We start from the raw sequence: 21,340 nt of genomic DNA on the forward strand, positions 1-21,340 counted from the left end.
TGATCCGTCCGTCGGGCGGCCGGCCGTCTAGAAGCCGCTCACCCGCAGGGTGACGTTCAGCCGCCCGGTCAGTCCCAGCCCGCCGGGCGCCGTCCCCGGACGCACGCGGGGCACCCCGTGATAGGCGAGCCGCGACGGCCCCCCGAAGACGAACAGGTCGCCGCTGCGCAGCTCGACGTCCGTGTACGGGCGCGACCGGGTCTCGGTGTTGCCGAAGCGGAAGACGCAGGTGTCACCGAGGCTCAGGGACACCACCGGCGCGTCCGACTCCTCGTCGCCGTCACGGTGCATGCCCATGCGGGCGTCGCCGTCGTAGAAGTTGATCAGCGCGATGTCGTACGGGGCTCCGGCCGCCACCTCCGGGCCGAGCGCGTCGGTGACCGCGCGCCGGCCCAGTGCGCCGAGCCAGGCCGGGAAGGGCTTCACCGGGGTGCCGTCGCCGTCGACGACCGTGCGAGCGTAGGCGTACGGGTACCAGTGCCAGCCGAGGCAGACCTGCCGGGCGGTCATGGTGCCGCCGCCCGGGGTGCGGACCGTGCGTAGCCCGGCGGGCGGACGCGCCCACTCCCGGCAGGCGCGCAGCAGCTCACGCTGACCGTGCCCGTCCAGCCAGTCCGGCACGTGCACCGCGCCGGGCGCGATCTCCGTGCGCTCCCGGGGGAACAGTTCCATGCCCTCCATCCTCTCGCACCGCCCGTGAGCTGCGACGGCTAGCCTGGACGGCACGATGAACGACCGTATGACGACGCCATGGGGCGAGCTCGCGCTGGCCCGTTTCCCCGAGGACCCGCGCGACCGCCTGCGCGCGTGGGACGCCTCCGACGAGTATCTGCTCAGGCATCTCGCGGACCGGGGCGTCCCCCCGGCCGGCACGGTCGTGGTGCTCGGGGACCGCTGGGGCGCGCTGGTCACGGCCCTCGCGCCGCACGCGCCGGTGCAGATCACCGACTCGTACCTCACCCAGGAGGCGACCCGGGCGAACCTCGCCCGCAACGGCGTGGAACCGGGCGCCGTGTCGCTGCTCACCACGCGGGACGCGCCGCCCGAGCGGATCGACGTGCTCCTCGTGCGCGTCCCGAAGAGCCTGGCGCTGCTGGAGGACCAGCTGCTGCGGCTGGCGCCCGCCGTGCACGAGGGCACGGTCGTCGTCGGCACCGGCATGGCGAAGGAGATCCACACCTCGACGCTGGACCTGTTCGAGCGGGTCCTCGGTCCGACCCGCACCTCGCTCGCCGAGAAGAAGGCACGGCTGATCCTCTGCACGCCCGATCCGTCGCTTGAGCGGCCCGGGAACCCGTGGCCGTACCGCTACGCGCTGCCCGAGGGGGTCGGACCGGTGTCCGGGCACACGGTCGTCAACCACGCGGGCGTCTTCTGCGCCGACCGGCTCGACATCGGCACGCGGTTCTTCCTCGCGCATCTGCCGCGGGCGGGCGGGGCGCGCCGGGTGGTGGACCTGGGGTGCGGCAACGGGGTCGTCGGCACCGCGGTGGCGCTGGCCGATCCGGCGGCCGATGTGCTGTTCGTGGACGAGTCGTTCCAGGCCGTGGCCTCGGCACAGGACACGTACCGGGCGAGCGGCGTGCGCGGGCACGCCGAGTTCCGGGTCGGGGACGGGCTGGCGGGGGTGCCGTCCGGCAGTGTCGACCTGGTGCTGAACAATCCGCCGTTCCACTCGCACCAGGCGACGACGGACGCGACCGCGTGGCGCATGTTCACGCAGGCCCGGCGGGCGTTGCGGCCGGGGGGCGAGTTGTGGGTGATCGGCAACCGGCATCTCGGGTACCACGTGAAGCTGCGGAGGCTGTTCGGGAACAGCCGGCTCGTGGCGAGCGACCCGAAGTTCGTGGTGCTGAAGGCCGTCAAGCGGTAGGGGGCGCGCCGAGCGTCCGCAGGATGTCCGCGACCGTGCGCGCCATCGCCTCGCGGCCCACGCCCAGGTACGCGCGCGAGTCGACGGCCTCCGGGTGCGCGGCGAGGAACTGCCTGATCGCTCCTGTCATGGCGATGTTGAGGGCGGTGCCGACGTTGACCTTGGTGATGCCGCCCGCGACCGCCGCCGTCAGTTCGCCGTCCGGGACTCCGGAGGAGCCGTGCAGCACGAGGGGGACGTCCAGGGTGCCGGAGAGTCGTTTGAGCAGGGTGTGGTCGAGTGTGGCCGTGCGGGTGGTCATGGCGTGGCTGCTGCCGATGGCGACGGCCAGCGCGTCCACGGCCGTGTCCGCGACGAAGGCACATGCCTGGGCGGGGTCGGTACGGGCGCCGGGCGCGTGGGCGTCCAGCGGTGGCTGTCCGTCCTTGCCGCCGACCTGCCCCAACTCGGCCTCGATCCAGAGCCCTTGAGCGTGCGCCCAGTCAGCGGCGGCGCGGGTCGCGGCGAGGTTCTCGGCGTAGGGCAGGCGCGCGGCGTCGTACATGACGGAGCTGAACCCGGCGTCCGGCGCCTGGCGGAGCAGGCTGTCGCTCTGGATGTGGTCGAGGTGCAACGCGACGGGTACGGCGGCCCGTTCCGCGGCGGCGACGGCGGCCCGGGCGAGCGGGAGCAGTCGGCCGTAGCGGAACGTGACGGCGTTCTCGCTGACTTGGAGGACGACGGGGCTCGGGACCGATTCGGCGCCGGCGACGACGGCCTCGACGTGTTCCAGCGTGATGATGTTGAAGGCGGCGACGGCGGAGCGGGCCTCGGCGGCGCGCCTGACGAGTTCGCCGGTGGTCACGAGGGGCACGGCTTCTCCTTGCTGCTGCGCAGGATCACGCGGGCGGGGCGGCACGGCCGCCTCTCCTTCCGGGCACGGGTCACCGGACCACGGGGTCGGAGGCGGAAGGGCCCGCCTCTCGGGCAGGGCTCACCGGAGCGCTCTGGGGCACGGGAACGCAACGGCCCCCGTCGGGCGGACGCGGCTCACCGGACCAGGCGGGCAGGGACGGCGGGCCACCTCTCGCGCGCCCGGCTCACCGGACGGCACGGTCAGTGGCGGCCGGCCCGCCGCACCGGCTCGGCTCGGAGGATCACCGAGCGGGTGAGGTGGCGGGGCCGGTCGGGGTCGAGACCCTGGGCCGTCGCCACCGCGACGGCGAGGCGCTGGGCGCGGACGAGTTCGGCGAGCGGGTCCAGGCCGCCCTCCACCCACTGCCCGCCGGTGGCCCGCACCTGTGCGGCGAGTCCCTCGGGCGCGGCACCGAGCATCCAGGTGGCCGTGCCGCGGGTGGTGATGCTGAGGGGGCCGTGCCGGTACTCCATCGCCGGGTAGGACTCGGTCCAGGCCTGGGCCGCCTCGCGCATCTTCAGGGCCGCCTCGTGGGCGAGTCCCACGGTCCAGCCGGTGCCGAGGAAGGTGAACTGGGAGCTGTCCACGAGCCCTTCGGGCAGGCCGGTGTCCAGCGCGGTGCGGGCGTCCTCGACCACGGCGTCGGTGTGCAGGCCGAGGTGCGCGCGGAGCAGGGTGAGCGCGGTGGTGGCGAAGCGGGTCTGCACGACCGACCGCTCGTCGGCGAAGTCGAGTACGGCCACGTCGTCGGCGGCGTCCATGACGGGCGTGTGCGGGTCGGCGGTGATCGCCGAGGTGCGGGTACGTCCGTGCAGCTTCCGCAGCAGGTCGAGCACCTCGGTGGTGGTGCCGGAGCGGCTGAGGGCGAGGATCCGGTCGTAGGTCCGGCCGTGAGGGAACTCCGAGGCGGCGAAGGCGTCCGTCTCGCCCTGCCCGGCGCCCTCGCGCAAGGCGGCGGCGGACTGCGCCATGAAGTACGAGGTGCCGCATCCGACGATCGCGACCCGCTCCCCCGCCGCCGGCAGCGCCGCGCGGAGCTTGGGTGCGAGCTCCGCGGCCCGGGTCCAGCACTCCGGCTGGCTGCGCAGCTCCTCCTCGACATGTGTCATGCCGTGCCCCTCCCTGCACGTGATTGTTCCTGCAAGATACAGCGCGCTTTCGAGCAGGATCAAGCAATCCGATGAACAGAGTGCTGCGCTAGGGTCACCCGGTACGAGGAACGCGGATGGAGGTGCGGATGTCGCGGGACGCCCGCTGGAAGGCGCTGCTGGAACTGCTCGTCGAGCGCGGCCGGCTGGACGTCGAGGAGGCCGCCGCCGAACTGGAGGTGTCGGCGGCGACGATCCGCCGGGACTTCGACCGGCTCGCCGAGCAGCAGATGCTGGTCCGCACGCGTGGCGGCGCGGTCGTGCACGGGGTGTCGTACGAGCTGCCCCTGCGGTACAAGACGGCTCGCCGCGCCTCCGAGAAGCAGCGCATCGCCCGGGCGGTCGCGGACCTGGTCGCGCCCGGCGAGGCGGTCGGGCTGACCGGCGGCACGACCACCACCGAGGTGGCGCGGGCCCTGGCCGTGCGCGGCGACCTCGCGTCCGGCTCGCCCGCGCTCACCGTCGTCACCAACGCGCTGAACATCGCCAACGAGCTGGCCGTCCGACCCCAGTTCAAGATCGTCGTGACGGGCGGGGTGGCCCGCGCCCAGTCGTACGAGCTCATCGGGCCGCTCGCGGACGGGGTGCTCGGCCAGATCACGCTGGACGTGGCGGTGCTCGGGGTCGTCGCCCTGGACGTCGTGGACGGGGCCGCGGCCCACGACGAGGCGGAGGCCGGGATCAACCGGCTGCTGTGCGAGCGCGCCGAGCGGGTGGTCGTCGCGGCCGACTCCAGCAAGCTGGGACGGCGCGCCTTCGCCCGCATCTGCGGCATCGAGCTGGTGGACACGCTGGTCACGGACACGGCGGCGGACGCGGAGACCGTGCGGCGGTTCGAGGAGGCGGGGGTGCGGGTGGTCGCGGTCTGACCGGGCCCCCGGACGCGGGCCGACCTGGCATGATCGCTGTCTGATCGGTCCACCCGGCGTGGGGCGCCTCGCGTGCCCAGTCGGCGTGCGGTGTCCCTGCACGCCCACCTGGCGCAGGTCCCTGCACGCACACCCGGGCGTGGGGCGCCTCGCGTGCCCAGTCGGCGTGCGGTGCGCTGCATGCCCACCTGGCGCGGGTCCCTGCACGCCCACCCGGGCGTGGGGCGCCTCGCGTGCCCAGTCGGCGTGCGCGCTGCATGCCCACCCCCGGCTCAGTGCCCAGCGCGCCCACCCGGTGCACGCGTCCCGCGCACCGGTCCGGCGTGCGCGCCGTGCAGCCACTTCACCCGGGTCCTCACCCCTGATCCGCCGGAGCCCTCGTTCGACCCGCCCGCCCGTCCGATCGCGCCTAAGCTGGAAGTCGCGCTGTAGGGCCCATCCGGGAGGCGGCGACGATGGTCGGAACACCGAGCGACGGGACGTCCGGACGCCCCCGCTACCTGCCGATCGCCGAGCACGGCCTGATCGGCGATCTGCGCAGCGTCGCCCTCGTGGGCACCGACGGCACGATCGACTGGTACTGCTGCCCGGCGTTCGACGCGCCGAGCGTCTTCGCGTCGATCCTGGACGCCGAGCGGGGCGGCTGCTTCGAGCTGGCGGCGGCCGTGCCCGCCCGGACCAAACAGTTCTACTTCCCCGACACCAACGTCCTGATCACCCGCTTCTTCACCGACGACGGAGTCGGCGAGGTGCAGGACTTCATGCCGATCACCGGCGAGTCGCGCGAGGCGGCCCGGCACCGGCTGATCCGGCGTGTGCTGTGCGTGCGCGGTTCCATCCCGTTCCACGCGCGGGTGGCGCCCCGATTCGACTACGGCACCCAACCGCACACCGTGCACATGGTCGGCGCCGTGGCGGTGTTCGAGTCCGAGAAGATGTCGCTGGGGCTCACCGCGACGGTCCCCCTGGAGGCCGACGAGTTCGACGCGCACGGCGACTTCAAGCTTTCCGAGGGCGAGTCGGCGGTGTTCGCGCTGGACCGGGTCGGCGGCGACGTGACGCCGCGCTGCTGCCCGAACCAGGAGGCGGAGGAGCAGTTCGCGGCGACGGTGGCGTACTGGCGGCGCTGGCTGTCCGCCTCCAAGTACCGGGGCCGCTGGCGCGAGATGGTGCACCGCTCCGCGCTCACCCTGAAGCTGCTCACCTACGCGCCCACCGGCGCGATCGTGGCGGCGCCGACCACCAGCCTGCCCGAGGACCTGGGCGGCGAACGCAACTGGGACTACCGGTACGTCTGGGTGCGCGACGCCGCGTTCTGCGTGTACGCGCTGCTGCGGCTGGGCTTCACCGACGAGGCCACCGAGTTCATGGCGTTCCTGACCCGGCACATCAGTCCCGGCGACGGCAAGCCCTCGGGCCCGCTGCAGATCATGTACGGCATCGACGGCCGCACCGACCTGCCCGAACGTGAACTCGAACACTGGGAGGGACACGAGGGTTCGGCCCCGGTCCGGGTCGGCAACGCCGCCGCCGACCAGCTCCAGCTCGACATCTACGGCGCGCTCATCGACTCGATCTACCTGTACGACAAGTGGGCGCAGCCGATCTCCAGCGCCCAGTGGGACGACGTGTGCGCGCTGGTCGACTGGGTGTGCGAGAACTGGGACCAGCCGGACGAGGGCATCTGGGAGACCCGCGGCGGCCGCAAGAAGTTCCTGTACTCGCGGCTGATGTGCTGGGTGGCGATCGAGCGGGCCGTCCGGATGGCCAACCGGCGCGGTCTGCCCGCGGACATCGTCCGGTGGCGGGGCGTGCGCGACACGATCTACCGGCGGATCATGAGCCACGGCTGGTCCGAGCGGCGGCAGGCGTTCGTCCAGCACGAGGACGACGAGGTGCTCGACGCGGCGGTGCTGATGATGCCGCTGTCGAAGTTCATCGCGCCCACGGACCCCAAGTGGCTGTCCACCCTGGACGCCCTCACCCAGGACCTGGTGTCCGACTCGCTGGTCTACCGCTACGACCCGGTGGCCAGCCCCGACGGCCTACGCGGCGACGAGGGCACGTTCTCGATCTGCTCGTTCTGGTACGTCGAGGCCATGGTGCGTGCGGGTCGGGTCGACGAGGCGCGGCTGGCGTTCGAGAAGATGGTGACCTACGCCAACCATCTCGGTCTGTACGCCGAGGAGATCAGCCATACCGGTGAGCAACAGGGCAACTTCCCGCAGGCGTTCACGCATCTCGCGCTCATCAGCGCGGCGTTCAACCTGGACAAGGCCCTCGGCTGACCGGCCTGCCCCGAGGGCCGACCGGCCTGTCCCAAGGGCCGACCGGCCGCCCCCTGGGGCGGGCCGGCCGGTCAGCGGGGTGGAGGACGTCGTCAGTCGCGGAGGACCAGGACGTCGCCGACGGGCCGCTGGGTCGTGCCGCTCGGCTGGTTCACCAGCTCACCGCGGACGGACATGGTGGTCGAGCCGCCGCCGTCGAGGTTGACCGCGTCGTGCATGCCCAGCGCCTGGGCGACGGCCGCGGTCTCGTCCATCGTGGTGCCGACGCTGGTCGTCATGCGGCCGTCGATGGTCGCGAGGACGATCGTGCCGTCCTGCGTCGTACCGGCGATGGTGCGGGGGTTGCGGGCGAAGAAGCTGCCCGAACCGTCCGGGACCACGATCTCGCCGCCGGCCGTGAGCCGGTAACGGCCGTTGACGCCGGACAGACTCTTGCGCACCGGGACCCTCTCGCCCTTCTCGTCGACGAGGTCGGACCTGGTCTGCAGGCAGCCACCCCCGGCCACCTGCCGCAGGGTGGCCACCTCGCGCCCGGTCGCCTGGAGGGACGTCTGACCGGCGGTCAGCTGCGTGCCCCGGGTCGCCGCGGTGCGCACCACGCAGCCGCGCCGGTCGAGGACCACCTCGACGCCGGCGCCGGACGGGGTGGAGGCGGCGAATTCGGGCGTGAAGCGGACGACGTCACCGGGCTGGGTGCACTGGGTCTGGTCCGGGAGGGTGGTGCAGCCGGCGGGGACGACCGGCGGGTGGTTGAGGTACTCCAGCGGCAGGCTCGCCCCGGTCTCGCGGTTGCGCACGCTGCCGGTCCAGCTGAGCTTGCCCATGAGGACCCGGTCGCTGCGGGAGTCCACGACGAAGTTGACCTCGGCGGGGTCGCTGGTCGGCTCGCTGAGCAGCTTGCCGCCGTACAGGCCGAGCCCCACCGGGTCGCCCGGGTACTGGGGGTTGGCGGTGAAGGTGAAGAAGGAGGCGTTGACTCCCGCGAGCGCGCCGGCGGCGCCGACGAGGTCGGTGGTGTTCTCGGTGCGGGCAAGGTCGGGGCCGTAGACGGCCTCCAGGTGACCGCCGGCCTTGCGCGGGTCGATGGTCAGGACGTTGACCACCCACGGGCCGCGGGTCGTGGTGTTGATCTGGTCGGCCGGGGCGGGCTCGGTGCCCCGGACGATACGGGTGAGGGTGACGCCGTCGGCGAGGGCGTGGCTGGTACGGGTCTCCACGAGGTCGGCGTCGCCCAGGGGCAGGCCCGGGTCGTTGTCCGCGGCCTGGGCGGAGGGTGCGGACAGGAAGGCCAGGGCGGCGGCGGTGGCCGCGGCGGCACGCGACAGTCCGGCTCGGTACGAGGTCGTTGTCATGCTCGCGAGGCTGCGAGCCGCAAGCAACGGCCGCCATTGCGCAAGTTGGCCCCGCACCACCGTTCCGGTTAACAACGGCCCCCACCGGGCGACAAGTTGCCCGGGAGGTGACGGCCATGGGGTACGGCGTGTTGCCTGCCGGTGAAGGGACTGGACCCGGGCCGGCTCGCGGCGACGCGCCGTCAAGTCCCCGCCCTCTCAAGCGTGGTCGTCTCCATGAAGGACACAGTAGAGCGATGCCGGGGCTCGTCGAGCACATTGTCGGCCAGGCTCGTGCGACCGGTTCGTGCGCATGTCCGCCGTGCCGGTGCGCTGGTTCCGGCCGGCACGGAGGCGTCGCCCTGCGCCGGCCGGCTGCCGCGGCCGTCATGGGTGGACCGACTCGGCGCCCGGTCCACGGGGGTGCGTGGTCCGGGCGCCGAGGGTGACGTCCGTTTCCCGTCGCCGGCCGGCGGGCCGGCGTGAGGTTCAGGCCACCGGGGCGGGATAGGTCGGGTACTCGACTCCGGAGACGTACTGGACGACGCGGACGACCTGGCAGGAGTAGCCGAACTCGTTGTCGTACCAGAGGTAGAGGATCGCGTTGTCGCCCTCGACCTTGGTGGCGCCGGCGTCGACGATCGAGGCATGGCGCGAGCCGATGAAGTCGCTGGAGACCGCGTCGGGGGCGCTGGTGAAGTCGATCTGGCGCTTGAGCGGCGAGGTCAGCGACACCTCGCGCAGGTGGTCGAGGACCTCCTCGCGGGTGGTCTCGCGGGCGAGTTGGAGGTTGAGGATCGCGATCGAGACGTCCGGCACCGGGACGCGGATCGAGCTGCCGGTGATCCTCGCCTTGAGGTCGGGCAGCGCCTTGGCGACGGCGGAGGCGGCGCCGGTCTCGGTGATGACCATGTTGAGCGGCGCGGACCGGCCGCGACGGTCGGCCTTGTGGTAGTTGTCCAGCAGGTTCTGGTCGTTGGTGAACGAGTGGACGGTCTCCACGTGGCCGCGCAGCACGCCGAACTCGTCGTCCATCGCCTTCAGCGGCGGGACGATCGCGTTGGTGGTGCAGGACGCGCAGGACAGGACGTCCTCGTCCGGCTTGAGGGTGTCGTGGTTGACGCCGTGCACGATGTTCGGGACGTCGCCCTTGCCGGGCGCGGTCAGCACGACCTTGGCGACACCGGGCCTGAGGTGCTTGGACAGCCCTTCGCGGTCGCGCCACTTGCCGGTGTTGTCGATGAGGATGGCGTCCTTGATGCCGTACGCCGTGTAGTCCACCGACGTCGGGTCGTCGGAGTAGATCACCTTGATCTCGTTGCCGTTGGCGACGATCGTGCTGTTGGCCTCGTCGACGGTGATCGTGCCCTGGAACTGGCCGTGGATGGAGTCGCGGCGCAGCAGCGAGGCGCGCTTGACGATGTCCTGCTCTCCGCCACCCCGGACGACGATGGCGCGCAGCCGCAGCCCGTTGCCGGAACCGGCCTTCTCGATCAGCAGGCGGGCGACGAGCCGGCCGATGCGGCCGAAGCCGTAGAGCACGACGTCGCGCGGCTCGCGGCGCCCGATCCTGTCGGCGCCGGTGGCCCCGGCGACGGCCTCCGCGGTGAACTCCTCGACGCCGAGGCCGCGGTCGTCCGTCTTGTACGTGGCGGCGAGCATGCCGATGTCGATCTGGGACGGACCCAGGTCGAGGGTGGTGAGCGCCTTGAGGAAGGGCATCGTCTCGGTGACCGAGAGTTCGGCGCCGGCGATCTGGCGGGCGAACCGGTGGGCTTTGAGGATGCTGATGACCGACTTGTTCACCAAGGAGCGGCTGTGCAACAGGACGGTGACATCCCGCTCGCGGTGCAGCTTCCCGATGATCGGAATCATCGACTCCGCGATCTCCTCGCGGTTCTTCCAGTTGGTGAACGAGTCGTCGTTGACAGTCACGGGCCTATCTTTCGAGCTAGGTGGCGCTCATATGCTAACCACACCACCGCTTCGCTCATTCACCAGGTGGACGCGTGGGGTTTCCCGGTCGGCCGGGCGTCACGACCGTCCCCGGGAACCGAGCAGCCGGCGGGCACCGCCCGTCGACCGGTCCAAAAACACGTGGCGGGCCCGACGAGGCGTCGCTACGCTCTCGCGCGATGACGACTCATTCCCTTGGCAGATTGGGGGTCCCGTCCGCGTCAGGTGAGTGCTGATGCTCACCGCGACCGGGAACCGGGATGCCCGCCTTTCCCTCTGGCTGCGCGTGCGCGAGTGCGCCGTGCCGCCCTCCATGATCGAGACCGCGACCGCCCGCCGTCACGCCGGGGACTGGGCGGGAGCGTGCGCCGCCGCAGGCATCGACGTCGACCTCGACCTGCGTGGCGCGGCGCGTACGCACGGCCGGGAACTGGCGGCACGGCTGCGGGCCGATCTGCGCCGTCTGGCCCCGGATCTGCTGCGCTGGCACATGCCGAGAATCGCGCCCGACGGGGTGCTGCGCCCGGGTCTGACCATCGCCCTGGCACGGTACGACGCCGAAGGCGACGACGCGGAGCCGGCCCACCTCGTGGCCCGGACGCCGCCTGCCTGGGCGGACGCCGGGCAGCGGTTCAGCCTCGCGTTGTGGGACGGCTCCCGGTCCGAAGCCGGGGCCCGCCGTCACCCGCACCCGCATCCCAGCCGACGCTTCCGCCTCGACCTGCACCGTCATCTCTGGGACGCGCACAGGGCGGAGGAGCTGCGGACGCGGTCGGGGGCCGACCGGCCGCCGGGCGACGGCTGTCGCGCCGAGGAACCGGATCTTCGCGGGCACGGCTGTGCCGTCGACCGGTGGGCGGCCGAGGCCGGCATCGTGCTCCGGGCCGAGGGGCGGTCCGCCGGTTCCGTCGCCGTGCGGCTCGGGACACGGCGACGGCTGGTCCTCGACCACGACGCGGCGGCGCCGGCCCTGCGGATCTCGGCGCCCTCCTCGGGCGGTGACACCTCCGCGCTGCCGGTCCTCCCCGACGCGGCGACCTGGGTGCCGCCCGACCTGGAGCTGGTCCGCGCCGGTCTGACCGAGGCGCACCAGTTGCATCCGCTGGTCGCCGCGGCGTTGCTGCCGGACCACCCGCCGCTCCGTCCGTCCCCTCCCCTGCCGCCCGCAGGCTCGCCGGGGCAGCCGCGGCTCGTGCAGTGCCGAGGGGCTCAGCACCGTATCGGCCTGGTCGACGGCGAGCCGACCCCGCTGGACCACGACCCGGCCGAGATCCGCCGCGAGGAACTGCTCGCCGAGCTGACCGGAACTCCCCTGCCCTGCCTGCAGGCCGTCGACGCGGCGCGCGAGGAACGGGAGGCGGCCGCTCGACAGCGGATCACCTACGGCCTGTACAGGGCGGGCCTGTTCGGCCCCGGACCCGGCGACCTCCGCCCGGGTCGGCGCCGTCCCCGGGACCACCGCACGCACCCGCGCCACGCGACGCGCCCCTGACCACGCCCACCGGCCCGTCGGCCCGCCCCCCTCGCTCCTCTCCCAGCTTCAGCTCACTACGACCCGAAGGTGACCAACCATGCCCACGCACACCCCGTCCCGCTCGACACCGTCCTCCCGACCGGCCGCCGCCGAGGCGCATCCCTCCCCACTGGTGGTGGCCGACGCGCTGTCGACCCTCCTGCGCACCACCGCCACCGAACCCCGCACCGACCCCCAACTGGAAGCCCTGACCCTGGCCGTCGCCGCCGACCTTCCCGTGCTCCTGTGGGGCGAGCCGGGCATCGGCAAGACCGCGGCCCTCACCCAGCTCGCCGCGACCCTGGACCTTCCGCTGACCACGGTCGTCGCCAGCGTCCACGAGCCGTCCGACTTCTCCGGGCTGCCCGTCGTCGGGGACGATCCCGCCGCGCAGGGCGTCCCGATGGCCCCGCCGGACTGGGCGGTGCGCCTCGTACGGGCCGGCCGCGGGCTGCTGTTCCTCGACGAGTTGTCCACCGCGGCACCCGCCGTGCAGGCCGCCCTGCTCCGCCTGGTCCTCGAACGACGGGTCGGCGCCCTGCGGTTGCCGCCGGACGTGCGCGTCGTGGCGGCCGCCAATCCGCCATCCTCGGCGGCCGACGGCTGGGAGCTGAGCCCGCCGCTGGCCAACCGGTTCGTCCATCTCCAGTGGACCCACGACCACGAGGTCGTCGTACGCGGCCTGGGTGGGACATGGCCCCGGGCGACACTGCCCCGGCTCGACCCGGAGAAGCTGCCGGAGGCCGTGGACTTCGCCCGCCGCGCGGTGTGCGGCCTGCTCAGCGCACGTCCGAAGCTCGTGCACCAGCTGCCCAGCACCGAGACACGCCGGGGTGGGGCCTGGCCGTCGCCCCGGAGCTGGGAGACGGCCCTGCGCCTGATCGCCTTCGCGACCGCGGCCAGTACCTCCCGGGAGGTGCTGTCCCTGCTCGTCAGGGGCGCCGTCGGCGACGGTCCGGGGCTGGAGCTGCTGGCGAGCCTGGACCGGATGGACCTGCCCGATCCCGAGGACCTCCTCGCCGACCCGGCGGGCGCCGTGCTGCCCGAGCGGGGGGACCTGCGCCAGGCCGTCCTCGACGGCGTGGTCGCGGCGGTCCGCAGGCACCCGGACAGGTCCCGCTGGGACGCGGCGTGGGCGCTCCTGGTGCGGGCGGTGGAGACCGGGGCTCCGGACCTGGTGGTCGTCCCCGCGACCACCCTCGCCACGCTGCGCCGGGAGGACTGGGACGTGCCCGCATCGATCGAGCGGCTCGCCGGAGTTGTCTCCCTGTCCCGGCGCGCGGACCGGGCCGCCGCCCGGGTGGCCGCCGTCCCCGCGCAGGCCGGCCGATGAACCCGTCCGCACCGGGGACGCTGGACCTCGACAAGCTGTTCGCCGCCCGGCTCCAGGCCGCCCGGGCCCGCCCCTACCTGGCGACCGCGCTGTTCGCCCTGCACCCGGTGGCGTCGCGGCAGGTGTCGACGATGGCCGTCGACCCGCACTGGCGGTGCTACGTCTCGCCGGCGTTCGTGGACCGGACCCCGGTCGAGGAACTGGCGGGCGTGTGGGTGCACGAGGTGTCGCACCTGCTGCGCGACCACCACGGACGCAGCGACCGCGTCGCGCGCGAACGCGGGCTGAGCGGCCCCGGGGAACGGCTGCGGATGAACATCGCCGCTGACCTCGAGATCAACGACGACGTGTTCGGCGACGGACTGGTCCGCCCCGAGGGCGCGGTCGAGCCGCGGTCCCTGATGCTGCCCGAGGGGCAGCTCTTGGAGGACTACCTGCGTCAGTTCCGGCTCGGGCCGCGCCTGCAGCACCTCGCCTGGCTGGACTGCGGCAGCGGCGCCGACGGACTCGAACGTGCCTGGGACCTGGGACCCGACGGCGCGCACGGCCTCAGCGCGCAGGAGCGGGACGCGGTGCGGTTCCGGGTGGCCCAGGGCATCAACGGCCGCCCGGGCAGCGCCCCGCGGGGATGGCGGCGGTGGGCGGAGGAGGCCTTCCAACCGCCGCAGCCCTGGCGTGAGTTGCTGGGCGCGGCGGTGCGCTCGGCCACCTCCGGCCCGGGCGTCGGCGAGGACTACACCTACGGCCGTCCGGCGCGGCGCTCGGCCGGCGTGCCCGGCGCCGTGCTGCCGAGCCTGCGCCGCAGGCCGCCGCGCGTGTGCGTGGTCATCGACACCTCCGCCTCGGTCAGCGACGCCGAGTTGGGCGGCGCGCTCCGCGAGGTGGCGGCGATCACCCGAGCCGTGGGCGGGCGGCGGGACCTGATCACCGTGCTCTCGTGCGACGCGGCCGCCCGGTTCGTGGCCCCGCTGTGCCGCGACGAGGGGATCGGGCTGGTGGGCGGCGGCGGGACGGATCTGCGCACGGGCTTCGCCAAGGCGCTGCGGACCCGGCCCCGCCCGGACGCCCTCGTGGTCCTGACCGACGGCCGGACGCCCTGGCCGAGCACGCGGCCACCGTGCCGGACGGTGGTGGGTCTCTTCCCCCGGCAGCACACGTCCCGGCCGGGGGACGACGAGGACGATCCCGAGTACGTCCCGGACTCACCGCCGGAGTGGGCCCGGGTGGTGGTCATCGGGTCGCCGGCACCCGGCGCTCGGTGAGTGCCCGTGGAGCGCGCGTGGAGCGCCCCGGGGAAGCACGGGGCGCGCAGGGCTTCGAGCCGTCGCGTCCGGGACACGGTTCCGGCCCCTTGCCCCGCTCCCCGTCACCGACCTAACCTCACTTTGTGCCGCCAATAAACAAAACCCGTTCGCACAACGCCGTGCCGGGCAACGACCATGGACTCACCCGCCTCCGCATCGCCCTGACCACCTTCTTCGCCCTCGACGGCTTCGTCTTCGCCGGCTGGGTCGTCCGCATCCCCGCCATCAAGGAACAGACCGGCGCCTCCGCCAGCACCCTCGGGCTCGCCCTGCTCTGCGTCTCCGCCGGCGCGGTGGTCACGATGATGCTCACCGGACGCCTGTGCCGTCGCTTCGGCAGCCACCCGGTGACCGTGGTCTGCGCCGTCCTGCTCTCCCTCACCGTCGCCCTGCCGCCGCTCACCCACTCCGTGACCGCCCTCGGCGCCGTACTGCTGCTCTTCGGCGCGGCCTACGGCGGCATCAACGTCGCCTTCAACAGCGCCGCCGTCGATCTCGTCACCGCCCTGCGGCGACCGGTGATGCCCAGCTTCCACGCCGCCTTCAGCCTCGGCGGCATGGTCGGCGCCGGCCTCGGCGCACTGGTCGCAGGGTCCCTCTCCCCCACCCGGCACCTGCTCGGGCTCACCCTCGTCGGCCTGCTGGTCACCGCCCTGGCGGGACCGACGCTGCTGCGCCGGAAACCGCCGTCGCCGCCGGAACGGATGCCGTCCGACGTGCGGGCTCCCCGTCGGACCGGTGCGCGGACCCGCGGCCTCGTGCTCGTCTTCGGCCTGATCGCGCTCTGCACGGCCTACGGCGAAGGCGCCTTGGCCGACTGGGGCGCCCTGCACCTGGAGCAGGACCTGCACGCCTCGCCCGGGGTGGCGGCCGTCGGCTACTCCTGCTTCGCCCTCGCCATGACGGTGGGCCGGCTCACCGGGACCGCGCTGCTCGAACGCCTCGGCCGCACCCGCACCGTGATCGCCGGCGGCACGACCGCGGCGGCCGGGATGCTGGTCGGCTCGCTCGCGAACTCCCTGTGGGCCGCGCTCCTCGGCTTCGCGGTCGCCGGGCTCGGTCTGGCCAACCTCTTCCCGGTGGCCGTCGAACGGGCGGGCGCGCTCGCCGGCCCGAGCGGCGTCGCCACGGCGTCGACACTCGGGTACGGCGGCATGCTGCTCGGGCCGCCCGCCATCGGGTTCATGGCCGACTGGTTCTCACTGCCGACCGCGCTGACGAGCGTGGCGGTACTGGCGGGCATCGCCGCCGTGATCGGGTTCGCCACGCGTGGGGTGGCCGAGCGCTGATACGTCGAGGAGGGCGGGGCCGAGACGTCGACCGCCCGGCAGGGCACCCGGGGCGCAGCGACGCGTACGTGAATCCGCCGAATTGCACCAGGTGGCACAGCAAAAAACGCTCCCCCTCGACCGCGCTCCATGCGGCAGACTCACCCGCATGGAGACCGCCGACTTCATCAACACCCTCGACCGGGAAGGCCGGTTGCTCGCCGCGGCCGCCGCCGAGGCCGGGACCGACGCCAAGGTGCCGACCTGCCCGGACTGGCAGGTCAGTGACCTGCTGCGGCACACGGGCATGGTGCACCGCTGGGCGACCGCCTTCGTCGCCGAGGCGCGGACCTCGTACCAGCCCGGAGAGGAACTGCCCGACCTCGACGACGACGACCTGCTGAGCTGGTACCGGGAGGCGCACCGCCGGCTCGTGGACACCCTCACCACCGCGCCGCCCGACGTGCAGTGCTGGCAGGTGCTGCCCGCCCCGTCCCCGCTCCTTTGCTGGGCGCGGCGGCAGGCGCACGAGACAACGGTGCACCGCGTCGACGCCGAGGCGGCGCGCGGCGGTTCACTCACGGAGATCGCCCGCGACGTCGCCCTGGACGGCATCGACGAACTGCTGCGCGGCTTCCACGCGCGCCGTAAGAGCGCTGTACGCACCGAGGAACCGAGGGTGCTGCGGGTACGGGTGACCGACGGCGGCGAGGTGGACGACGCCGGCGACGCGGACGACGCGGTGTGGACCGTACGACTGTCCGCGGAACCGCCCGTGACCGAGCGGAACGACGCCGGTTCCGCCGACTGCGAGCTCAGCGGACCGGCCGTACGGCTCTATCTCTCGCTGTGGAACCGGCTGCCGTTCCCCGAGGTCGTCGGGGACGGCGCGCTGGCCGACCTGTGGCGGGAGAAGTCCGGGATCGTCTGGAGCTGAGCGCCGGCGGCGTGACCGCCACCCGGCACGGCGCGCCGCCGTGAGCGAGGTCAGCCGCCGCTGGTCGCGGGCGCCCGGCTCAGTCCGCCAGCATCCGTGTCAGGACCGCGCGCTGCACCGGCAGCACCTCGCCGTGCAGGGCGCGCCCCTTCTGCGTGAGCGCCACGCGGACCCCGCGCCGGTCCTCGGGACACATGGCGCGTTCCAGGAGCCCGCCCTTCTCCAGTCGGGCGATCAGCCGGGACAGCGCGCTCTGGCTGAGGTGCACCCGCTCGGAGATCTCCTGGACGCGCAGTGAGCAGGCGCCGGACGCGGGGCCGGAGACGAGCACGTCGAGCACCTCGAAGTCGCTGGCACACAGGCCGTGTTGGTGCAGTTCGCGGTCAATCTCGCACTGCGTGCGCGCATGCAGGGCCAGGATGTCCCGCCACTGCTCGACGAGCGCCTGCTCGACCTTCTCCGCCGCCATGACCGCACCGTAGCAGAGAGCCGAAATCTATTGCACCATCATTAAATGCGCTTGCAATGGATGCATGTGCATGTAGTCTCGCGCCATGACTTCTCCGCTCACCACTTCGGCGCCCGAGGGGCGCTGGACCCCTCGCCTGTGGGGCACCCTGCTGGTGCTCTGCGCCGCGATGTTCCTCGACGCGCTGGACGTCTCGATGGTCGGCGTCGCCCTGCCGTCCATCGGCTCCGATCTCGGTCTGTCCACCTCGGCCCTGCAATGGGTCGTCAGCGGCTACATCCTCGGCTACGGCGGCCTGCTCCTGCTCGGCGGACGCACCGCGGACCTGCTCGGCCGGCGCCAGGTGTTCCTCGTGGCCCTGGGCGTGTTCGCTCTCGCCTCACTGCTCGGCGGTCTCGTCGACTCCGGCCCGCTGCTGATCGCCAGCCGCTTCATCAAGGGTCTCAGCGCGGCCTTCACCGCCCCCGCCGGCCTGTCGATCATCACGACGACGTTCCCCGAGGGCCCGCTGCGCAATCGCGCCCTGTCCATCTACACCACCTGCGCCGCCACCGGCTTCTCGATGGGCCTGGTGCTGTCCGGCCTGCTCACCGAGGCCAGTTGGCGCCTGACCATGCTGCTGCCCGCGCCGATCGCCCTGATAGCCCTGGTCGCCGGCCTGAAACTGCTGCCGCGCAGCTCCCGCGAACGCGACCACAACGGCTACGACATCCCCGGCGCCGTCATCGGCACCGCCTCGATGCTGCTGCTGGTCTTCACCGTCGTCCAGGCGCCGGAGGTCGGCTGGGCCTCCGCCCGCACCCTGCTGTCGTTCCTCGCCGTCGCGGTCCTTCTGACGGTGTTCGTCGTGATCGAGCGGCGCTCCCCCGGACCGCTGGTCCGGCTCGGTGTGCTGCGTTCGGGCACCCAGATCCGCGCGCAGCTCGGGGCCATGACCTTCTTCGGCTCCTACGTCGGCTTCCAGTTCCTGGTCACGCTCTACATGCAGTCCCTGCTCGGCTGGTCCGCGCTGCACACGGCGCTCGCGTTCCTGCCTGCGGGCGCGCTGGTGGCGCTGTCGTCGACGAGCGTGGGCTCGATCGTGGACCGGTTCGGCACGCAGCGCCTCCTCGCGGTGGGCTTCGCGCTGATGGTCGTCGGCTACGCGCTGTTCCTCGGCGTCGACCTCGACCCGGTCTACGCCGCCGCCATCCTGCCGAGCATGCTGCTGATCGGCGCGGCCTGCGCGCTGGTCTTCCCGTCGCTCAACATCCAGGCCACCAACGGGGTCGACGACCACGAGCAGGGCATGGTCTCCGGCCTGCTGAACACATCCGTACAGGTCGGCGGCGCGATCTTCCTCGCCGTGGTGACGGCGGTGGTGACCGCGGGCGCCCCGGCGGACCCCACCCCGCAGGCCGTCCTCGACAGCTACCGGCCGGGCCTGGTCGTGGTGGCGGCAATCGCCGTCGCGGGCCTGCTGATCGCCCTGACGGGCCTGCGGACGAAGCGTGCGCAGCCGTCGGTCGTGGCCGCCCGGTCCGTGGTGAAGGTGTCCGGGGTGGAGGAGTCCGGGGTGGAGGGGACGGAAGCGGAGCGCGTTCCGGTCCGCGACTAGCGTCTGTCCGGCGGCTGGGGTCCCCCGTCCGGCGGATCGAGTCTCCCTACCGGCCGATCGAGTCCCGCGTCCGGCGGGATGAGGCCCAGAGGCCCCGACGGTTCCTGAGCGGCGCTGCAGTTGAGGGGGCGCGGCTCGTGCGGCTGCACGTCGGAACGGAGGCCCGGCAGCGGCCGGGAAGCCGAATCCAACAGGTGCCCTGCGGGGCCTACTTGCTCCGCAGGGCGCCCGCCTGTTTGATGCGCGTCATGGAGAGCTACGGGGGACGGCGTACGCAGGCCGAGCGGGACGCGATCACCGTCGAGATCGGGTACGCGCTGTGCAGCGCGGCGTTCGCGGCGGCCGTGGTCTTCGGGGCGGTCGCCGGTCCGGCGTGGCTCTTCGGACTGCCCCGCGCGGTGGACACGGCGCTGGTCCGGGCGGGTCTGGCCCTCGGGCTGGTGCTGTTCGTCGTACGAGTGATCGCCGTACTGGTCCGTTTCCGGCACGCAACTCAGCCGAGCCAGCCCGGCCGCACCAGCCCCGACTCGTAGGCCAGCACCACCAACTGGGCCCTGTCCCGCGCGCCCAGCTTCACCATCGTGCGGCTGACGTGGGTCTTCGCGGTGAGAGGGCTGACGACCAGACGGCGGGCGATCTCCTCGTTGGACAGGCCGATGCCGACCAGGGCCATCACCTCCCGCTCCCGCTCGGTGAGTCCGGCGAGGGCGCCGACGGCCGCGGGCTCCTTGGAGCGGGCCGCGAACTCGGCGATGAGCCGCCGCGTCACACCCGGTGAGAGCAGCGCGTCGCCTGCGACCACCGCCCGTACCGCGCGCAGCAGTTCGTCCGGTTCCGTGTCCTTGACCAGGAAGCCGGAGGCGCCGGAGCGGATCGCCTCGAAGACGTACTCGTCCAGTTCGAAGGTGGTCAGCATCACCACCTTGACGTCCTTCAGGGCCGCGTCCTCGGTGATGCGCCGGGTCGCGGCCAGCCCGTCGAGGAGGGGCATGCGGATGTCCATCAGGACGACGTCGGGCCGCAGTGCGCGCACCGTGCGCAACGCCTCCTCACCGTCGGCGGCCTCCCCTGCCACCTCGATGTCCGGCTGCGCGTCCAGCAGCGCCTTGAAGCCGGCCCGGACCAGTGCCTGGTCGTCGGCGAGGGTTACGCGGATCACCGGTCGTCGTCCTTTCGCGTGAGCGGCAGGGTGGCGAGCACCCGGAAGCCGCCGTCGGGTCGCGGGCCCGCCTCGATCGAGCCACCCAGCGCGGCGGCCCGTTCCCGCATTCCGGCCAGTCCGTTGCCGCTGCCGCCCGCGTCGGCGCCGGTCGCCGGCCCGTCGTCGTCGACGCGCAGCCGCAGCGCGCCGCCCGTGTGATCCAGGCGCACGCGCGCGTGCCGCGACCCGGAGTGCCGTACGACGTTGGTGAGGGCCTCCTGGACGATCCGGAACGCGGCGAGATCCGTTCCGGGCTGCAGGCGGGGCGCCTCGCCCTCGACCGTGACGGTCAGCCCGGTGCTCGCCGCCTGTTCGACCAGTTCGGGCAGCCGGTCCAGGCCGGGTGCCGGAGTGCGCGGCGCGTCCCCCGGCATGCGCAGGGTGTCGAGCACCTGGCGGACCTCGCCGAGCGCCTCCTTGCTGGCGGCCTTGATGGTGGTGAGTGCGCTGCGCGCCTGCTCCGGGTCGCTGTCGAGGAGGGCGAGACCGACGCCCGCCTGCACGTTGATCACGGAGATGCTGTGCGCGAGCACGTCGTGCAGTTCGCGCGCGATCCGCAAGCGCTCCTCGTCGGCCCGCCGCCGTGCCGCCTGCGCCCGCTCGGCCCGCTCGCGCGCCCACTGCTCACGCCGGGTCCGGACCAGCTCCGACAGCGCCACGACCGCGACCACCCAGGTGGCGATCACGATCTCCTGCGTCCAGGCGGCGGGCGCGTCCCCGGAGGGCGGCAGCCACCGGTAGAGCCAGTGCGCGACCAGCACGTGCGCCGCCCACAACAGGCCCAGCGCCGCCCATGCGGCCCTGCGGTGCCCGGCGACGATCGCGCTGAAACAGGCGACGGCGACCATGAGCAGCACCGGCCCGTACGGATACCCGGCGCCCAGGTACACCGCCACGGCCGCCGCGTTCCCGAACACCACGGCCACCGGGAAACGATGCCGCCACAGCAGCACCCCCGCCGCCACGACCAGCAGCACGCGCGCGAAGGGGTCGAGGGCCGCCCGCTCGCCCTGCTGGGCGTGCGCGGCGAAGGAGGAGCCCACAAGCACGAAGGCGGTGAGCAGCACGGTGGATCGCCAGGGCCAGCGCCTCGACCACCCCTCACCCCACGGCTGCGGCCGATTCGCATCCGACGGCCCCGGCTGCCTCTCGTCCCACGGTCCCGGCCGCCTCCCGCCCCACGGTCCCGGCCGCCTCCCGCCCCACGGTCCCGGCCGCCTCCCGCCCCACGGTTCCGGCCGCCTCTCGTCCCCGTGGGCCGGCCGCGACGGCCCGTGCCGCCACCACCCGCCACCACCCCCGCGACGACGCCCTGGCTGCTCCTCCATGTCCGCCACGCTAGACCGCCCCCGCGCCGG

18 protein-coding genes are annotated in these 21,340 nt (G+C 73.3%); 10 read left to right on the plus strand and 8 right to left on the minus strand.

Going from position 1 to position 21,340, the window contains the following annotated elements; genetic code table 11:
* Window positions 1–27: 27 nt before the first annotated feature.
* Window positions 28–672 (minus strand): alpha-ketoglutarate-dependent dioxygenase AlkB family protein, encoded by a 645-nt coding sequence (locus tag IPT68_RS04415; RefSeq protein ID WP_373300522.1) that lies wholly within the window; start codon window positions 670–672, stop codon window positions 28–30.
* Window positions 673–739: 67 nt separating this feature from the next.
* On the opposite strand from IPT68_RS04415, the gene IPT68_RS04420 reads away from it, so the two are divergent.
* Window positions 740–1,873, plus strand: coding sequence for a methyltransferase (locus tag IPT68_RS04420; protein ID WP_189697425.1), 1,134 nt, complete (start codon window positions 740–742; stop codon window positions 1,871–1,873).
* On the opposite strand, the gene IPT68_RS04425 is transcribed toward IPT68_RS04420, so the two are convergent.
* Together IPT68_RS04425 and IPT68_RS04430 are read right to left on the minus strand one after the other, a co-directional pair.
* Window positions 1,863–2,726, minus strand: coding sequence for a class II fructose-bisphosphate aldolase (locus IPT68_RS04425; RefSeq protein WP_189697360.1), 864 nt, complete (start codon window positions 2,724–2,726; stop codon window positions 1,863–1,865). The two genes, IPT68_RS04420 and IPT68_RS04425, sit on opposite strands and share 11 nt — an antisense overlap.
* 242 nt (window positions 2,727–2,968) lie before the next feature.
* On the minus strand, window positions 2,969–3,877 hold the full coding sequence (locus IPT68_RS04430) for an SIS domain-containing protein (RefSeq protein ID WP_189697359.1): 909 nt from the start codon (window positions 3,875–3,877) through the stop codon (window positions 2,969–2,971).
* 128 nt (window positions 3,878–4,005) lie between these two features.
* Between IPT68_RS04430 and IPT68_RS04435 the strand changes: the two genes are divergently transcribed.
* Complete coding sequence (locus tag IPT68_RS04435) at window positions 4,006–4,785, plus strand: DeoR/GlpR family DNA-binding transcription regulator (protein WP_189697424.1); 780 nt, start codon at window positions 4,006–4,008, stop codon at window positions 4,783–4,785.
* Window positions 4,786–5,240: 455 nt separating this feature from the next.
* Window positions 5,241–7,073, plus strand: a complete 1,833-nt coding sequence (locus IPT68_RS04440; protein WP_189697358.1) for a glycoside hydrolase family 15 protein — start codon at window positions 5,241–5,243, stop codon at window positions 7,071–7,073.
* Between the two features lie 92 nt (window positions 7,074–7,165).
* Here the strand turns inward: IPT68_RS04440 and IPT68_RS34580 are convergent, their stop codons facing one another.
* Both IPT68_RS34580 and IPT68_RS04450 read right to left on the minus strand, forming a co-directional pair.
* Window positions 7,166–8,425, minus strand: coding sequence for a phosphodiester glycosidase family protein (locus IPT68_RS34580; RefSeq protein ID WP_189697357.1), 1,260 nt, complete (start codon window positions 8,423–8,425; stop codon window positions 7,166–7,168).
* 468 nt (window positions 8,426–8,893) lie between these two features.
* On the minus strand, window positions 8,894–10,339 hold the full coding sequence (locus tag IPT68_RS04450) for a glyceraldehyde-3-phosphate dehydrogenase (protein ID WP_189697356.1): 1,446 nt from the start codon (window positions 10,337–10,339) through the stop codon (window positions 8,894–8,896).
* Between the two features lie 256 nt (window positions 10,340–10,595).
* Between IPT68_RS04450 and IPT68_RS04455 the strand changes: the two genes are divergently transcribed.
* The 5 genes from IPT68_RS04455 (at window position 10,596) to IPT68_RS04475 (ending at window position 16,715) form a co-directional block, all read left to right on the plus strand.
* Window positions 10,596–11,852: a hypothetical protein gene (locus IPT68_RS04455; RefSeq protein ID WP_189697355.1), complete on the plus strand. Its 1,257-nt coding sequence runs from the start codon at window positions 10,596–10,598 to the stop codon at window positions 11,850–11,852.
* Between the two features lie 79 nt (window positions 11,853–11,931).
* Window positions 11,932–13,206, plus strand: coding sequence for an AAA family ATPase (locus IPT68_RS04460; RefSeq protein WP_189697354.1), 1,275 nt, complete (start codon window positions 11,932–11,934; stop codon window positions 13,204–13,206).
* Window positions 13,203–14,468 (plus strand): vWA domain-containing protein, encoded by a 1,266-nt coding sequence (locus IPT68_RS04465; RefSeq protein WP_189697353.1) that lies wholly within the window; start codon window positions 13,203–13,205, stop codon window positions 14,466–14,468. Before IPT68_RS04460 ends, IPT68_RS04465 begins: the two co-directional genes overlap by 4 nt.
* Before the next feature lie 125 nt (window positions 14,469–14,593).
* Entirely contained in the window at window positions 14,594–15,799 is a 1,206-nt protein-coding gene (locus IPT68_RS04470; protein ID WP_373300521.1) for an MFS transporter, read from the plus strand.
* 148 nt (window positions 15,800–15,947) lie between these two features.
* Entirely contained in the window at window positions 15,948–16,715 is a 768-nt protein-coding gene (locus tag IPT68_RS04475; protein WP_189697352.1) for a maleylpyruvate isomerase family mycothiol-dependent enzyme, read from the plus strand.
* Window positions 16,716–16,794: 79 nt separating this feature from the next.
* Here the strand turns inward: IPT68_RS04475 and IPT68_RS04480 are convergent, their stop codons facing one another.
* Window positions 16,795–17,184 (minus strand): MarR family winged helix-turn-helix transcriptional regulator, encoded by a 390-nt coding sequence (locus IPT68_RS04480; protein WP_189697351.1) that lies wholly within the window; start codon window positions 17,182–17,184, stop codon window positions 16,795–16,797.
* 85 nt (window positions 17,185–17,269) lie between these two features.
* Between IPT68_RS04480 and IPT68_RS04485 the strand changes: the two genes are divergently transcribed.
* Both IPT68_RS04485 and IPT68_RS04490 read left to right on the plus strand, forming a co-directional pair.
* Entirely contained in the window at window positions 17,270–18,781 is a 1,512-nt protein-coding gene (locus IPT68_RS04485) for an MFS transporter (protein ID WP_228040260.1), read from the plus strand.
* Between the two features lie 248 nt (window positions 18,782–19,029).
* The gene (locus tag IPT68_RS04490) at window positions 19,030–19,314 is read left to right on the plus strand and encodes a DUF6332 family protein (RefSeq protein WP_189697350.1); all 285 of its coding nucleotides are present in this window, start codon (window positions 19,030–19,032) and stop codon (window positions 19,312–19,314) included.
* Here IPT68_RS04490 and IPT68_RS04495 read toward each other — a convergent pair.
* Together IPT68_RS04495 and IPT68_RS04500 are read right to left on the minus strand one after the other, a co-directional pair.
* Window positions 19,275–19,940 (minus strand): response regulator, encoded by a 666-nt coding sequence (locus tag IPT68_RS04495; protein ID WP_189697349.1) that lies wholly within the window; start codon window positions 19,938–19,940, stop codon window positions 19,275–19,277. The genes IPT68_RS04490 and IPT68_RS04495 overlap by 40 nt on opposite strands.
* Window positions 19,937–21,310, minus strand: coding sequence for a sensor histidine kinase (locus IPT68_RS04500; protein ID WP_228040262.1), 1,374 nt, complete (start codon window positions 21,308–21,310; stop codon window positions 19,937–19,939). Before IPT68_RS04500 ends, IPT68_RS04495 begins: the two co-directional genes overlap by 4 nt.
* Between the last annotated feature and the right edge of the window lie 30 nt (window positions 21,311–21,340).

It is taken from the genome of Streptomyces chromofuscus (genome assembly GCF_015160875.1).
Classification (GTDB): Bacteria; Actinomycetota; Actinomycetes; order Streptomycetales; family Streptomycetaceae; genus Streptomyces; species Streptomyces chromofuscus.